At 71.3% G+C, this 13,559-nt stretch carries 17 protein-coding genes; 12 read left to right on the top strand and 5 right to left on the bottom strand.

Annotated features, from left to right (window positions below):
• Window positions 1-4 precede the first annotated feature (4 nt).
• Window positions 5-538 (bottom strand): DUF305 domain-containing protein, encoded by a 534-nt coding sequence (locus ACFFCA_RS06160; protein WP_375482847.1) that lies wholly within the window; start codon window positions 536-538, stop codon window positions 5-7.
• A 36-nt stretch (window positions 539-574) separates the two neighbouring features.
• Between ACFFCA_RS06160 and ACFFCA_RS06155 the strand changes: the two genes are divergently transcribed.
• The 6 genes from ACFFCA_RS06155 (at window position 575) to prcA (ending at window position 5,662) form a co-directional block, all read left to right on the top strand.
• The gene (locus ACFFCA_RS06155) at window positions 575-1,483 is read left to right on the top strand and encodes an AAA family ATPase (RefSeq protein WP_375482845.1); all 909 of its coding nucleotides are present in this window, start codon (window positions 575-577) and stop codon (window positions 1,481-1,483) included.
• 6 nt (window positions 1,484-1,489) lie between these two features.
• On the top strand, window positions 1,490-2,920 hold the full coding sequence (locus ACFFCA_RS06150) for a VWA domain-containing protein (protein ID WP_375482843.1): 1,431 nt from the start codon (window positions 1,490-1,492) through the stop codon (window positions 2,918-2,920).
• 86 nt (window positions 2,921-3,006) lie between these two features.
• Window positions 3,007-3,213, top strand: coding sequence for a ubiquitin-like protein Pup (locus ACFFCA_RS06145; RefSeq protein WP_375482842.1), 207 nt, complete (start codon window positions 3,007-3,009; stop codon window positions 3,211-3,213).
• Complete coding sequence (locus ACFFCA_RS06140) at window positions 3,140-3,904, top strand: endonuclease VII domain-containing protein (protein WP_375482840.1); 765 nt, start codon at window positions 3,140-3,142, stop codon at window positions 3,902-3,904. The genes ACFFCA_RS06145 and ACFFCA_RS06140 overlap by 74 nt, the downstream gene beginning before the upstream one ends.
• A gap of 148 nt (window positions 3,905-4,052) precedes the next feature.
• Window positions 4,053-4,829, top strand: coding sequence for a proteasome subunit beta (gene prcB, locus ACFFCA_RS06135; RefSeq protein WP_375482930.1), 777 nt, complete (start codon window positions 4,053-4,055; stop codon window positions 4,827-4,829).
• Between the two features lie 65 nt (window positions 4,830-4,894).
• The gene (gene prcA, locus ACFFCA_RS06130) at window positions 4,895-5,662 is read left to right on the top strand and encodes a proteasome subunit alpha (protein ID WP_375482838.1); all 768 of its coding nucleotides are present in this window, start codon (window positions 4,895-4,897) and stop codon (window positions 5,660-5,662) included.
• Between the two features lie 44 nt (window positions 5,663-5,706).
• Here the strand turns inward: prcA and ACFFCA_RS06125 are convergent, their stop codons facing one another.
• Entirely contained in the window at window positions 5,707-6,210 is a 504-nt protein-coding gene (locus ACFFCA_RS06125) for a ubiquinol-cytochrome c reductase iron-sulfur subunit (RefSeq protein WP_375482836.1), read from the bottom strand.
• 145 nt (window positions 6,211-6,355) lie between these two features.
• Between ACFFCA_RS06125 and ACFFCA_RS06120 the strand changes: the two genes are divergently transcribed.
• Both ACFFCA_RS06120 and ACFFCA_RS06115 read left to right on the top strand, forming a co-directional pair.
• On the top strand, window positions 6,356-6,865 hold the full coding sequence (locus ACFFCA_RS06120) for a sigma-70 family RNA polymerase sigma factor (RefSeq protein ID WP_375482928.1): 510 nt from the start codon (window positions 6,356-6,358) through the stop codon (window positions 6,863-6,865).
• Window positions 6,862-7,560, top strand: coding sequence for an anti-sigma factor family protein (locus ACFFCA_RS06115; protein ID WP_375482834.1), 699 nt, complete (start codon window positions 6,862-6,864; stop codon window positions 7,558-7,560). Before ACFFCA_RS06120 ends, ACFFCA_RS06115 begins: the two co-directional genes overlap by 4 nt.
• Before the next feature lie 6 nt (window positions 7,561-7,566).
• On the opposite strand, the gene ACFFCA_RS06110 is transcribed toward ACFFCA_RS06115, so the two are convergent.
• The 3 genes from ACFFCA_RS06110 to ACFFCA_RS06100 are packed head-to-tail and all read right to left on the bottom strand — an operon-like array spanning window position 7,567 to window position 9,638.
• Window positions 7,567-8,181: a TetR family transcriptional regulator gene (locus ACFFCA_RS06110; protein ID WP_375482832.1), complete on the bottom strand. Its 615-nt coding sequence runs from the start codon at window positions 8,179-8,181 to the stop codon at window positions 7,567-7,569.
• Between the two features lie 14 nt (window positions 8,182-8,195).
• Entirely contained in the window at window positions 8,196-8,384 is a 189-nt protein-coding gene (locus ACFFCA_RS06105; protein WP_375482830.1) for a rubredoxin, read from the bottom strand.
• 36 nt (window positions 8,385-8,420) lie between these two features.
• Window positions 8,421-9,638: an alkane 1-monooxygenase gene (locus tag ACFFCA_RS06100; protein ID WP_375482828.1), complete on the bottom strand. Its 1,218-nt coding sequence runs from the start codon at window positions 9,636-9,638 to the stop codon at window positions 8,421-8,423.
• A 260-nt stretch (window positions 9,639-9,898) separates the two neighbouring features.
• On the opposite strand from ACFFCA_RS06100, the gene pafA reads away from it, so the two are divergent.
• The 4 genes from pafA to ACFFCA_RS06080 all read left to right on the top strand — a co-directional run bounded on the left by pafA (window position 9,899) and on the right by ACFFCA_RS06080 (window position 13,551).
• The gene (pafA, locus tag ACFFCA_RS06095; RefSeq protein ID WP_375482826.1) at window positions 9,899-11,257 is read left to right on the top strand and encodes a Pup--protein ligase; all 1,359 of its coding nucleotides are present in this window, start codon (window positions 9,899-9,901) and stop codon (window positions 11,255-11,257) included.
• 147 nt (window positions 11,258-11,404) lie between these two features.
• Window positions 11,405-12,361 (top strand): helix-turn-helix transcriptional regulator, encoded by a 957-nt coding sequence (locus ACFFCA_RS06090; protein ID WP_375482824.1) that lies wholly within the window; start codon window positions 11,405-11,407, stop codon window positions 12,359-12,361.
• Window positions 12,361-13,308, top strand: coding sequence for a helix-turn-helix transcriptional regulator (locus ACFFCA_RS06085; RefSeq protein ID WP_375482822.1), 948 nt, complete (start codon window positions 12,361-12,363; stop codon window positions 13,306-13,308). The genes ACFFCA_RS06090 and ACFFCA_RS06085 overlap by 1 nt, the downstream gene beginning before the upstream one ends.
• A gap of 36 nt (window positions 13,309-13,344) precedes the next feature.
• The gene (locus tag ACFFCA_RS06080) at window positions 13,345-13,551 is read left to right on the top strand and encodes a hypothetical protein (protein WP_375482820.1); all 207 of its coding nucleotides are present in this window, start codon (window positions 13,345-13,347) and stop codon (window positions 13,549-13,551) included.
• Window positions 13,552-13,559 lie beyond the last annotated feature (8 nt).

Below are 13,559 nucleotides of genomic sequence, written 5' to 3'. Positions count from 1 at the left end.
CCGACTAGCTGATCGCGCTCAACAGCGCCTGCAGTTCGGGGATCTCGCTGGTGGGCGCCCCGGCGATGGCCTTCGCCACGGTGCGTGAGTCCGGAGCCCGGCCGTGCGACAGCTCGACGCGCGCCATCGCGGCCGCGCCCTGCTCGCTGCTGATGTTCAGCATCAGGAAGCGGCGGTCGAAGGAGGCGCCCGACACCGCGCGCAGGGCAGCGAGGTCGGTGTCGCTGACGCGGTGCATGGCCGTCCGCGCGCCCGCCACGGTGTCGACCGTGGTCGCCCGTGCCTGGGCCTGCATGCGCGACAGCTCGGGAGCCTGCTCCCGCACGATGCGACGGGCGAAGGCCCGCACCCGCGGGTCGGTGGCGCGGTCGATGCCCACCCGGGCCACCTCGATGGCGCGCTCGTGGTGCGGAATCATCCGGGACAGGAAGGTGCGGTCCGCGCTGCCCGGTTTCGGGTCACCGCCGCTGCAGCCACCCAGCACGACCGCGACGGGCAGCAGCATCGCGAGTGCCCGCCTGCGCCACCGGTGCGTCACGCCCTCACCGTACGGACGGGGTGGGCGCGGGGGAGGATGGGCGTGGGTCGTCGTCCGCCGGCCCCCGGTCGTCGTCTGGAGCCCCTGGTGTTCTCTTCCCCCGCCGAGGTCGCACGTCAGCTGGCGGGCGTGCACTACCTGGCCGACACGGCCACGGCCACGACGGTGTTCGTCGCCGACTCGCTGGAGCGGCCGCTGCTCGTCGAGGGGCCGGCCGGCGTCGGCAAGACCGAGCTGGCCAAGGCCATCTCGGCGGCCACGGGGGCCGGGCTGATCCGCCTGCAGTGCTACGAGGGGCTCGACGAGGCGCGGGCCCTGTACGAGTGGAACTACCGCAAGCAGCTGCTGCGGATCCAGGCCACCTCGTCGGAGCAGGCGTGGGACCGCACGCACGACGACATCTTCACCGACGAGTTCCTGCTCACCCGCCCGCTCCTCACCGCGATCCGGCGGGACGAGCCGACGGTGCTGCTCATCGACGAGGCCGACAAGACCGACATCGAGGTCGAGGCGCTGCTGCTCGAGGTGCTGTCGGAGTTCCAGGTGACGATTCCCGAGCTGGGCACGGTCACGGCCACGCGGCGGCCGTTCGTCGTGGTGACCTCGAACGCCACGCGCGAGCTGTCCGAGGCGCTCAAGCGGCGGTGCCTGTACCTGTACCTCGACTACCCCACTCCCGAGCGGGAGAAGGAGATCATCGTCGAGCAGGTGCCCGAGCTGCGGGCCGACCTCGCCGAGCAGATCGCCCGGACGGCGGCCACCCTGCGGACGCTGGAGCTGAAGAAGGCCCCGTCGGTGGCCGAGACGATCGACTGGGCCCGGACGCTGCTGGCCCTGGGCATCGACGACCTCGACGACGCGGCCATCGCCCGGACCCTCGGGGTCGTGCTCAAGCACCACTCCGACCACGGCCGCGCGGCCAAGGAGCTCGGCCTGCATGAGTAGGCCGTCGTGACCGAGGACGTGCCGCGCACGCTGCTCGACCGGCAGGTCGCCTTCGTCGACGCGCTGCGGACCGCGGGCCTGACCGTGTCGGTGGCCGAGGGGTTGGACGCGGTCCGGGCGATCGGACGCATCGACCTGCTCGACCGTGAGCAGCTGCGCGGGGCGCTGGCCGCCACGTTGGTCAAGCGGCAACTGCAACGGCCGACGTTCGACACCCTGTTCGACCTGTTCTGGCCGGGTGTCACGGGCGCGTCGGCGGCGCCGCCGAGCGACACCCGCGCGCCCGAGCGCGATCCGGACGCGGCGGCGCGCGGGCCGCTCGAGGACGCGGAGCGGGACCGGTTCCGGGAGGACCTGGCCGACTACCTCGAGTCCGGCGACGACGGCCGGCTGGACGCGCTGGCCCGTGACGCCGTCGCGACGTTCGGGCAGGTGCCGGGCCGTCGACGCGGCGAGACCACGTACTCGCGGCTGACCACCCTGCAGCGTGTCTCGCCGCAGACCCTCATGGCCCGCATCCTGGACGCCGTGCTCGGCCCGGGGGACCGGGGCGGGCTCGCCGAACGACGCGCCCGCACGATGATCGACGGGCGGGTCCGGCGTTTCGAGCAGCGCGTCGAGGCGGACGTGCGCCGACGCCTGGCCGAGGACGCGGACGGGGACCCGCAACGGATCGCCCGGACGTCGGTGCGCCCCAGCCTGGAGCGGGTGTCGTTCCTGAACGCCAACCGCGAGGACCTGGCGGCGCTGCGGCGTGAGATCCAGCCGCTGGCTCGGCGGTTGGCCGCCCGGCTGACCCAGGACCAGCACCGTGGGCGTCGCGGCCAGCTCGACTTCCGCCGGACGGTGCGGAGCTCGCTGTCGTTCGGCGGTGTACCGATGGAGACGCACCACAAGCCGCGACGGCCGAACAAGACCGACCTGGTCGTCATCTGCGACCTCAGCGAGTCGGTGGCCGCGTTCGCGCAGTTCACGCTGCTGTTCGTCTACGCGCTGCGCGAGCAGTTCAGCAGGGTGCGGGCGTTCGGCTTCGTCGACGAGCTCGACGAGCTGACCCGGTTCTTCACCCCGGGCGGCGACGTGCTGGACGCGGTGACGCGGCTGACCCGGGAGGCCGACGTCACCTGGCTGCTCGGGCGCACCGATTACGGCCGGGCCTTCCAGCTGTTCACGCAGCGCTTCCCCGACGCGGTCGGGCCCAAGTCGTCGCTGCTGGTGCTGGGCGACGCCCGCTCGAATTACGGGGCGCTGGGCCTGGACGAGCTGACCCGGCTCGCGTCCACCGCGAAGCACGCGTACTGGCTCAACCCGGAGCGCCGGGCGATGTGGGACACCGGTGACTCGCGGGCCGGCGACTTCGACGCCGTGCTGCCGATGACCGAGTGCCGCAACCTGGCGCAGCTGACGGAGTTCGTCAAGGACCTCGGACCGCGTTGACGGCCGGTCGCCGTCCGTCGTCGCTTCGACGCGGAATTGTCACCCGTCCGAGCTAGGGTTGATCCAACCGAGGAGAGGAGGCCGCCGTGCCTACCCACGACAGCGGCCAGAACCGGCCCCAGCGCACCCACGAGGACGAGGTCGAGGAGACCGTCGAGACCTCGTCCGACGTCAGCGAGCGGCACGAGAAACTGACCGAGGACGTGGACGCGATCCTCGATGAGATCGACGACGTGCTCGAGGTCAATGCAGAGGACTTCGTCAGGGCATTTGTCCAGAAAGGGGGCCAATGAGTTGATCTTGAACGACCCTGGGGAGACGAAGTTTTGTCCCGATTGTCGTCAGGATTTGCCGGTGTCAGCGTTCACGTTGAATCGACGTAACCGCGACGGATTGGCCTTCTACTGCGCACCCTGCGCCCGTGCTCGTCATGTGGCTAGTCGTCGCGCACGCCTCGGCCCACCACGAACCCGGAATGGCCAGGGGCCTGCCGATGTGGCCGAGGGTAACAAGTGGTGTCCGGAGTGCCGCGAGACCAAATCCGTCCATGAATTTCCGCGGAACCGAAGTTCAAAAACTGGTCTTGGCACGTATTGCAAACCGTGCCACAACACGATCACTCGGCGGGACAAGGAAAAGCACGGCGGGGCGCGTAACTATCACCTACGGCGTCGGTACGGGATCACTGCTGAGGATGCGGACCGGATGTTGGCCGAGCAGGGTGGGTTGTGCGCCATCTGTCGGGAGGCGCCGGCCCAGCACGTCGATCACGACCACGCTACCGACCGCGTCCGCGGCCTGCTCTGCTTCAACTGCAACGGCGCGCTGGGCCAGTTCCGCGACCGCCGCGACCTCATGCTCCGCGCGGCGATGTACCTGGACGGCGGCCCGCAGGCGGTGCTCGACACCGCGCCGTTCGGCATGAGCCTGAGCTTCGGCGAGTTCGAGAGCGCGCGCCCGGCCGACGAGCCGGCGCCCGCCTGAGCCGGTCCCACCGACTCGCGTGCGCGCGCGGCCTGGGTAGGGTCGAAGACACCCCAGCAAGCCGCAGCGAGGAGCGACGTTGAGCATCGACCGATCCGGGTCACCGAGCGGACCGACCGGTGCCCACGGCATCTTGCGCTACGCCACCATGCCCGGCTCGTCGTCGTTCACCGACTTCCTGGCCGGCGCGGCCCCCGAACTGCTGCCCTCCGCCCCGCCGTCCAACGTCACCCTGCCGCACGCCACCACCATCGTGGCCGCGCAGTACGCCGACGGCGTCGTCATGGCCGGCGACCGCCGCGCCACCATGGGCAACCTCATCTCCCAGCGTGACATCGAGAAGGTCTATCCGGCCGACGACCACACGCTGATCGCCTTCGCGGGCGTGGCCGGCCTGGGCCTCGAGATGGTCCGCCTCTACCAGGTCGAGCTGGAGCACTACGAGAAGATCGAGGGCACCGACCTCACGCTCGACGGCAAGGCGAACCGGCTCGCGACGATGATCCGCGGCAACCTGGCCATGGCCATGCAGGGCCTGTCGGTGGTGCCGCTGTTCGCCGGCTTCGACGTCACCGCCGCCGACGCGGCGTCGGCCGGCAAGATCTTCAGCTACGACATCACCGGCTCGTGCTCCACCGAGCGCTACTTCCACTCCGTGGGCTCCGGCTCGCTGTTCGCCCGCGGCTCGTTGAAGAAGCGCTGGCGCCCGGACCTGACCCGCGACGAGGTCGTGCGGGTCGCCGTCGAAGCGCTCTACGACGCCGCCGACGACGACTCGGCCACCGGCGGCCCGGACGTCACCCGCGGCATCTACCCGGTCGTCATGACCGCCACCGCGTCGGGCACCGAACGCATCGACGACGACGCCCTGGGCGACGTGGTGCGCGAGCTGCTCGTCGACCGCGAGGCCCACCCCGGCGCCTGACCCGCCGGCCACCAACGAACCAGCCCGACCCGCGCCGACGCGCGACCGAGACCGAAGGAGCAGCCATGTCGATGCCGTTCTACGCCTCGGCCGAGCAGATCATGCGCGACCGCTCGGAGTACGCCCGCAAGGGCATCTCCCGCGGGCGCAGCGTCGTCGTGTCGACCTACGCCGACGGCGTCCTGTTCGTCACCGAGAACGCGAGCAACGCGCTGCACAAGGTGAGCGAGATCTACGACCGCATCGGCTTCGCCGCGGTCGGTCGCTACAACGAGTTCGAGAGCTTGCGGGTGGCCGGCATCCGGCTCACCGACCTGCGGGGCTACAGCTACGACCGCCGTGACGTCACGGCCCGTGCGCTGGCCAACGCGTACGCCCAGACGCTGGGTTCGATCTTCACCGAGCAGCAGAAGCCCTACGAGGTCGAGCTCTGCGTCGCCGAGGTGGCGGACACCGCCGACGGCGACCAGCTGTATCGGCTCACCTATGACGGCACCATCGTCGAGGAGCCGCAGTTCATGGTCATGGGCGGGCAGGCTGAACAGCTGACCACGGAGGTCAAGAACAACTTCGTGGCCGGGCAGCCGCTGCGCGAGGCGCTGCAGGTGGCGGTCACGACGCTCGGGTCCGTGGGTGGCCCGGACGGCGAGCACCGCGCCATCCCCGCCAACCAGCTCGAGGTCGCGGTGCTCGACCGCAACCGGGGCCAGCGCAAGTTCCGGCGCATCGTGGGGCTGGCGCTGACCGACCTGCTGCCCCGGCCGGCCGCCGACGAACCGACGGCCGACCCGGCACCGGCCGACACCCCGCCGCACGACGAGACGACCGACTGAGGTCGCTCGACCCGCCCCGATTTATCGGGCCGACCCGCGCCGGTTCAGCCGGCTTCGCTGACCTTGCCGTCCGTGACGGTCACCGTGATCTTGGGCAGCGGCGAGGGCGCCGGACCGCCCAGCACCTTCCCCGTTGTCGCGTCGTACCGGGAACCGTGACACGGGCAGTCGAACTCCTTGCCCTTCGGCTTCACGGTGCAGCCCTGATGGGTGCAGATGGCGCTGAAGCAGACCGCCGTCGCCGTTCCCGTCCGGGTGACGATGGCGGGCTTGCCGTCGGCCAGCTTCACGGCCCTCGACGTGCCGACGCCGAGATCGTCGAGCGAGACCAGGGCGTCCCCGGCCGGGCCCTTTCCCGCCTGCGACGACGTCTCCGACGAGGTGTCCGCGGTCGGTGTCGGTGCGCCGGCCGGCGGCGAGATCACGTCCGTGCCGCTGCCGTCCGCACTACCGGTGTCGTTCGATCCCGACGAGTTCCCCGAGCAGGCCGCGAGGACGGCGACACCGGCCACACCGGCCCCGGCCACCAGGATTCCTCGCCTGCTCACAGCTGAAGTGATGTCCATGTGGTTCTCCACGGTTGAGCGTTCTACTAGGTTCAACCGGACCACCGTTGAACCGGATCGGCCCGTGCGCCGTAGTCCGGTTGTGAGGACGCTCGACCGCCTGGCCGACAGACACCGCGAGGGAGCCGTGCGCACCGACGACGCCGAGCTGCTGCGCGAGCTGCACACCGAGCACGGGTCGGCGCTGTGGGCGTACGCGGTCGGGCTGACCAACGGCGACCGCGCGCGGGCGCAGGACGTCGTGCAGGAGACGATGCTGCGGGCCTGGCGCAACCCGCACATCCTGGCCCAGGCCAACGGTTCGGCACGCGGCTGGTTGTTCACGGTGGCCAAGCGGCTGGTCATCGACGACTGGCGCACCGCCCGTTCCCGCCGCGAACGCGTCACCGACGAGGTGCCCGAGCAGCCCGTGCCCGACCCCACCGACCACGCGGTCGACCACCAGCTCGTCGTGCAGGCCATGGGGGCGCTGTCCCTGGAACACCGGGCCGTGCTGCACGAGTGCTACTTCCGCGGGTCGTCGGTGCAGGAGGCGTCGCAGGCCCTCGGCATCCCGCCCGGCACGGTGAAGTCGCGCACCCACTACGCGTTGCGTGCCCTGCGGTTGGCCCTCGACGAGCTGGGGGTGACGGCATGAGCGACGCGTTTTCCCACCTCGACGCCGCGTACGTCCTCGGCGCGCTGGACTCCGACGACCTCGCCGCGTTCGAGGCGCACCTTCGCACCTGCGCCGCGTGCCGCGCCCGCGTGGACGAGCTCCGACCTACCGTCCGGGTGCTCGCCGCGGCCAGGGCCGCAGGCGTGACGGCCGGGGTGGGCCACGACGAAGCCGCCGATGACCGGCGTGCCGACGACCGGGACCGTGCCGGACCCGTTCCCGACACGCTGCTGCCCGGACTGCTGCGCCGCGCCGGACGTGAGCGTCGGCGGCGGCGCTGGGCGGTCACCGGCATCGCCGCCGTCGCGGCCGCGTGCCTGGTCACGCTGGTCGTCGTGCTCTGGCCGTCGTCCACGCCGTCGCGGCCCGCGCCGCAGGCGCTGGCCGCCGTCCGCACCACCCCGGTGCACGCGACCGCCCGCCTCGTGGCCAAGCCCTGGGGCACCGAGATCGACGTCCGGTGCACCTACGCCCGCTACGCCGCGTCGCTGCGCGGCGACTACGGCCTGCGGGTCATCGACCGTGACCACCGCAGCCACGACGTCGGCACGTGGTCGCTGGTGCCCGACGGGACCACCTACTTCACCGGCGGCACCGCGGTGCGCCGTGAACGCATCGCCAGGGTGCAGATCACCCTGCCCGACGGGACCGCGATCCTGCAGCTGACCCTCTGAACGGGTTCAGGGGCCGAGGACGGAGTCGACGAACGGGGCCAGCAGCCGGCTGACGTCGCCGGCGACGACGTCGGGGTCCGCGACGGGCAGCAGCGCGTGGCTGATCGCCAGACGTACCAGGGTCTCGGCGACCACCTGCGCGTCGGCCGGACCGACCTGCGGCCACACCTCCTGGATCAGCGTCGCGATCCGGCCGCCGGCCACCGCCTGGCCCACCCCGGTGAGCAGTTGTAGCAGTTCGCCCTCGGTCGAGGTGTCCGCAACGATGATCTTCACGACCGGCTCGTCGGACGCGAGGCGCAGGAACAGGGCGAAGGCCTCGCGCAGCGCGGTCTTCGCGTCGTCGGCGTGGTGACGCACCGCCTCGGACGCCGCCGCGACCAGCCGCTCGATCTCGCGCGCGACGTAGGCCTCGACGAGGGCGTGGCGCGACCCGAATTCGTTGTACAGCGTCTGCCGGCTCACCCCGGCCGTGCGGGCGACGTCCGACATCGTGGTGGCCGCCCAGCCGCGGGACCGCGCGAGCGCATCGACCGAGTCGACGATCGTGTCGCGGAGCAGGCCGCGGGCGGCGGTCGCGTAGCGCACGGGCTCGCCGGCCACCGGCCCGCGCCCGGGCACCGGTGCACCCGGGGTCACCCGTCGGCGCGTTCGTCGGGTCCGTCGACGGCGACGAAGTCGACCTTGTCGCGCACACCGCAGTCGGGGCACGTCCAGTCGTCGGGCACGTCGGTCCAGGGCGTGCCGGCCGGGAAGCCCTCACGCGGCTCGCCGACCGCCTCGTCGTAGGTGTAGTCGCACACCTCGCAGCGGAACCTGGCCATGGACCCAGTGTGACAGTCGCTCGCTGTGACAACCGGTCAGGCGGCCTCGGCCGCAGTGGCCGAGGTGCCCGCGCCGTAGCGGGCCAGGACCCGCTCGCGCGCGTGCGGTGCGATGTTGGCCTGCGTCACGTCACCGCCGTAGTGGGCGAGCACCCGCTTGTCCATGACGCGACGCCACAACGGCGGGACGTAGGCCAGCAGGATCATCGCGGCGTAGCCGGCGGGCAGCTGCGGCGACTCCTCGAAATGACGCAGCGACTGGTAGCGGCGGGTGGGGTTCGCGTGGTGGTCGCTGTGCCGCTGCAGGTGGTACAGGAACAGGTTCGTGGTCAGGTGGTTGTTGTTCCAGCTGTGCCGCGGGGTCACCCGCTCGTACCGGCCGTTGGGCAACGACGCGCGGAGCAGGCCGTAGTGCTCGAGGTAGTTGACGGCCTCGAGCAGGCTGAACGCGAGGAAGGCCTGCAGCAGCAGGTAGGGCCAGATGCCCACGCCGAACAGCGCGATGGTGACCGCCCACAGCACGACGGTCATCGCCCAGGCGCTGAGGACGTCGTTGCGCAACGACCAGACCGACTTCTCGAGGCGACGCAGCCGGGTGCGCTCGAGGTGCCACCCGTTGCGCACGCTGCCGGCGACGGTGCGCGGCCAGAACCGCCAGAACGACTCACCGAGCCGGCTGGACGCGGGGTCGACCGGCGTCGCGACCCGCACGTGGTGGCCGCGGTTGTGCTCGATGAAGAAGTGGCCGTAGCCGCACGGGGCGAGCGCGATCCGCGCGAACCACCGCTCCAGGTGTTCCTTCTTGTGCCCCAGCTCGTGCGCGGTGTTGATCGCGACGCCGTTGAGCATGGCCAGGGTCACCGCGATGCCGATGCGGTCGACGACGCCCAGCCCCCCGTGCCGCGTCATCAGCCAGAAGCCGGTGAACCAGGCGGCGAACTGGCACGGGAGGAACAGGTAGGTGACCCATCGGTAGTAGCGGTCCTGGTCGAGCCAGGCGACGGCCTCCTCGGGGGCGTTGGACGCGTCGTCGCCGATGACGAGGTCCAGGGAGGGGATCAGCACGTAGATGATCATCGGCCCGATCCACCAGAACACGGGTGACCCGGTGAGATTCACCAACCCCCAGCCGAGGAACAGGAACAGCGGGACGACGGTGCCGAGCAGCCAGAGGTAGCGCTTGCGGTCGCGCCACTGCGGCCGGGCCGCCGACGTCGTGCCGCTCAGATTGGCGGACAGGGACCCCTCGCGCATGCTGCCTCCTCGGTTGACACGGCAAGCCGGTGAATCCAGAGGTTAGACAGAAGACGTCTGATTGTAAAGACGGGCCGTCACGGGTAAACGGCGGTGCGCGCGCACACGGGTCGGAACCCGTGCGTCCGCACACCGTCGACGGACCCGGAGCGCGGCGGTTCGGACGACCGCATCACCGTGGTCGGCGGGCGCCGTCGCCACTCGTCCCGACGGCCCCGTCGTGCCCGCCCGTCCGGCATCGCGTGGTTACTCTGCAAGGTATGCACAAGCGGATCCTCGGCCTGGAGAACGAGTACGGCGTCACGTGCACGTTCCACGGTCAGCGCCGGCTGTCGCCGGACGAGGTTGCGCGCTACCTCTTCCGTCGGGTCGTGTCCTGGGGCCGCTCGTCGAACGTCTTCCTCAAGAACGGTGCGCGGCTCTACCTGGACGTCGGGAGCCACCCCGAGTACGCCACCCCGGAGTGCGACTCGCTGGAAAGCCTGGTGGCGCACGACAAGGCCGGCGAGCGCGTGCTCGAGGGCCTCGTGGTGGACGCCGAGAAGCGCCTGCACGACGAGGGCATCGCCGGCGACATCTACCTGTTCAAGAACAACACCGACTCGGCCGGCAACTCCTACGGCTGCCACGAGAACTTCCTGGTCGGCCGGCACGGCGAGTTCAGCCGTCTCGCCGACGTGCTCATCCCGTTCCTGGTCACCCGCCAGCTGATCTGCGGTGCGGGCAAGGTGCTGCAGACCCCCCGCGGCGCCGTGTACTGCGTGAGCCAGCGTGCCGAGCACATCTGGGAGGGCGTCAGCTCGGCCACCACGCGCAGCCGACCGATCATCAACACGCGCGACGAGCCGCACGCCGACGCCGAGCGCTACCGCCGCCTGCACGTCATCGTCGGTGACTCGAACATGAACGAGTCGACCACCTTCCTCAAGGTCGGGTCGGCCGACCTCGTCCTGCGCATGATCGAGAACGGCGTGCAGTTCAACGACCTGACGCTGGAGAACCCGATCCGCGCCATCCGCGAGATCAGCCACGACCTCACCGGCACCCGCGCCGTGCGGCTGGCCGCCGGGCGCAGCGCGTCGGCCCTGCAGATCCAGCGCGAGTACTACACCAAGGCCGTCGACTTCGTGGCCCGCACCGGTGAGGACGCGTCGTCGAAGCGGGTGCTCGAGCTCTGGGGCCGCACCCTGGACGCCGTCGAGAAGCAGGACCTCACCCTCATCGACCGCGAGATCGACTGGGCGACGAAGTACCAGCTCATCGAGCGCTACCGCGCCAAGCACGACCTGCCGCTGAGCTCACCCCGGGTCGCCCAGCTGGATCTCGCCTATCACGACATCTCGCGCACCCGCGGGCTGTACTACCTGCTGCAGCGCAAGGGCGCGGTCGAACGGGTCGTCAACGACCTGGAGATCTTCGAGGCCAAGAGCGTGCCGCCGCAGAACACGCGGGCCAAGCTGCGTGGTGACTTCATCAAGCGGGCCCAGGAACGCCGCCGCGACTTCACCGTCGACTGGGTCCACCTCAAGCTCAACGACCAAGCGCAACGCACCGTGCTGTGCAAGGACCCGTTCCGCAGCGTCGACGAGCGGGTCGAGAAGCTCATCGCCTCGATGTGAGCCACGGCTGCGGCCGGGACACCTGTCGTGACGCGCCGAGCCTCGATACCCGTTACCCGCGCAGCCGCCCGATCGGCAATGATCGGGCCCATGGGTTCCAGGCGTGCCGAGCAGCGCAGGCCGCGCGCGCGGATTAGCTTTGAGGACATGGCAGCCCGGCGCGCGGAACGACTCGTGAACCTGGTCATCTGCCTGCTCTCGACCCGCCAGTTCCTCACCGCCGAGCGCATCCGCGACGCCGTGCCCGGCTACGAGGCCGCCGACGGTGCGAAGGCGACGGACGAGGCGTTCAAGCGGATGTTCGAGCGCGACAAGGCCGAGCTGCGCGACCTCGGCATCCCGCTCGAGACCGGCCGCAACAGCCACTTCGATGCCGAGGACGGGTACCGCATCCGGCGCCGCGACTACGAGTTGCCGGCCATCGAGTTCGACGCGGCTGAAGCGGCGGCCGTGGGCCTGGCCGCCCGGCTCTGGCAGTCGGCCACGCTCGGCGAGCCGGCCCGGCAGGCGCTGATCAAGCTGCGCGCGGCGGGTACCGACGTCCGCGCCGCCGACGCGCCGGGAGCAGTGCCCCAGCTCGACGCCAGCGACCCGGCGCTGCCGCCGCTGCTGGCCGCGTCCCGCTCGGCCACCGTCGTCCGGTTCGACTACACCAAGGCCGGGTCTTCGGCGCCCGAGACCCGCACCCTCGAGCCGTGGGGCGTGCTGTCCTGGCGCCGGCGCTGGTACGTGGCCGGCTTCGACCGTGACCGCGACCAGCCGCGGAGCTTCCGGCTCGGCCGCATCATCGGCAGCGTCCAGACGGTGGGCGGGCCCGGCGCGTTCGAGCGTCCCGACCACGTCGACCTGCTCGACATGGTGGCCGGCGCCCAACCCGAGCGCGACCGGGTCGCGCGCATCCAGGTCAGCGAGGGCGGCGCCGGCCAGTTGCGCCGCATCGCCCGCTCCGAGCGCGACGGGGTGCTGACGGTGGACTTCACCGACACCGGCTGGCTGGCCCGGTTGGTGGCCGGCAGCGGCGCCGCAGCGCGGGTGATCGAGCCCGCCGACCTCGCCGCCGCGGTCGTCGAGCGGCTGCGTGCCGTCGCGGGCCCGGTGGGGTGATGGCCACCAACTCCAACGAGGAGCGCCTGCCCCGACTGCTGGCCCTCGTCCCGTACCTGCAGGCCCGCCCGGGCATCAGCGTCGAGCAGGCCGCCGCCGATTTCGGGATCACCGACGCGCAGTTGCGCCGCGACCTGACCCTGCTGTGGATGTGCGGGCTGCCCGGCCACGGCCCGGGGGACCTCATCGACCTGTCCTTCGAGGGCGAGAACGTCGAGGTCGTCTTCGACGCGGGTATGTCGCGGCCCCTGCGGTTGACCGCCGAGGAGGCGCTGGCCCTCGTGGTGGCTCTGCGCACCCTCGCCGAGACGCCGGGTCTGGCGGACACCGACGCCGTGCAACGCGCGCTGGCCAAGGTCGAGTCGGTGGCGGGGGAGGCGGTGCGCGACGAGACCGTCGCGGTGCAGCTCGACGACGCCGAGCGCCTGCTGCCGGTCGTCCGCAACGCCTTCGACCGCGGCCGCGCCCTGCGCATCCGGTACTACAGCGCCTCCCGCGACGAGACCACCGAGCGCACCATCGACCCGGTGCGGATGTTCGTCGCCGACGACAACACCTACGTCGAGGCGTGGTGCCGCCGTGTGGAGGGCATGCGCGTCTTCCGGCTCGACCGCATGGAGGACGTCGTCGAACTGGACGAGCCGGCCTCGGTGCCGGCCGGCGTCGAGCCGCGGGACCTCTCCGAGGGGGTGTTCCAGCCCGCGGTCGAGCACCTGCTCGTCGGTCTGCGGTTGGGCCCGGCCTACGCCTGGGTGGCCGACTACTACGCCATCGAGAACCTGCACGAGGACGGCGACCGCCTGCGCATCGAGTTGCGGGTGGCCGACCCCGGATGGGTGCGGGCGTTGGTGCTCGGTTCGGCGGGCCAGGTCGAGGTGCTCTCGCCCGAGTGGCTGGCCGAGGACGTTCGCGCCGAGGCCGTACGCACCCTTGCTGCCTACACGTAGGGCTGTTCACGGCTGCGGCGACGTAGAGTGCTGCACGTGGAGTGGATCCCGATCGGTGCCTGGATCGGCGCGGCCGTCGTTGCCGTCGTCGTGCTGGGCTTCTGCGCCTACGAACTGAGCTGGAAGGCCCGCCGGCTCCGGCGCGACCTCGCGCAGCTGCAGGAGCTCAACGGGCAGCTGGTGGACCTGCAGGGCGGGATCTCCGCCGCGCAGGCCCGCCTGAGCGCCGCCGGCCTGCGCTGACAGGGCTG

This window comes from uncultured Jatrophihabitans sp. (genome assembly GCF_964252635.1).
GTDB lineage: Bacteria > Actinomycetota > Actinomycetes > Mycobacteriales > Jatrophihabitantaceae > Jatrophihabitans.
The sequence above is the reverse complement of the archived record's forward strand: the minus strand, read 5'-3'. Positions and strand labels throughout refer to the sequence as shown.

Coding starts and splice junctions, on each gene's coding strand:
- ACFFCA_RS06155 (WP_375482845.1), top strand. CDS start 575: ATGGGCGTGGGTCGTCGTCCGCCGGCCCCCGGTCGTCGTCTGGAGCCC.
- ACFFCA_RS06140 (WP_375482840.1), top strand. CDS start 3,140: ATGAGATCGACGACGTGCTCGAGGTCAATGCAGAGGACTTCGTCAGGG.
- prcB (WP_375482930.1), top strand. CDS start 4,053: ATGCCCGGCTCGTCGTCGTTCACCGACTTCCTGGCCGGCGCGGCCCCC.
- prcA (WP_375482838.1), top strand. CDS start 4,895: ATGTCGATGCCGTTCTACGCCTCGGCCGAGCAGATCATGCGCGACCGC.
- ACFFCA_RS06115 (WP_375482834.1), top strand. CDS start 6,862: ATGAGCGACGCGTTTTCCCACCTCGACGCCGCGTACGTCCTCGGCGCG.
- ACFFCA_RS06105 (WP_375482830.1), bottom strand. CDS start 8,384: ATGGCCAGGTTCCGCTGCGAGGTGTGCGACTACACCTACGACGAGGCG.
- ACFFCA_RS06100 (WP_375482828.1), bottom strand. CDS start 9,638: ATGCGCGAGGGGTCCCTGTCCGCCAATCTGAGCGGCACGACGTCGGCG.
- pafA (WP_375482826.1), top strand. CDS start 9,899: ATGCACAAGCGGATCCTCGGCCTGGAGAACGAGTACGGCGTCACGTGC.
- ACFFCA_RS06090 (WP_375482824.1), top strand. CDS start 11,405: ATGGCAGCCCGGCGCGCGGAACGACTCGTGAACCTGGTCATCTGCCTG.
- ACFFCA_RS06085 (WP_375482822.1), top strand. CDS start 12,361: ATGGCCACCAACTCCAACGAGGAGCGCCTGCCCCGACTGCTGGCCCTC.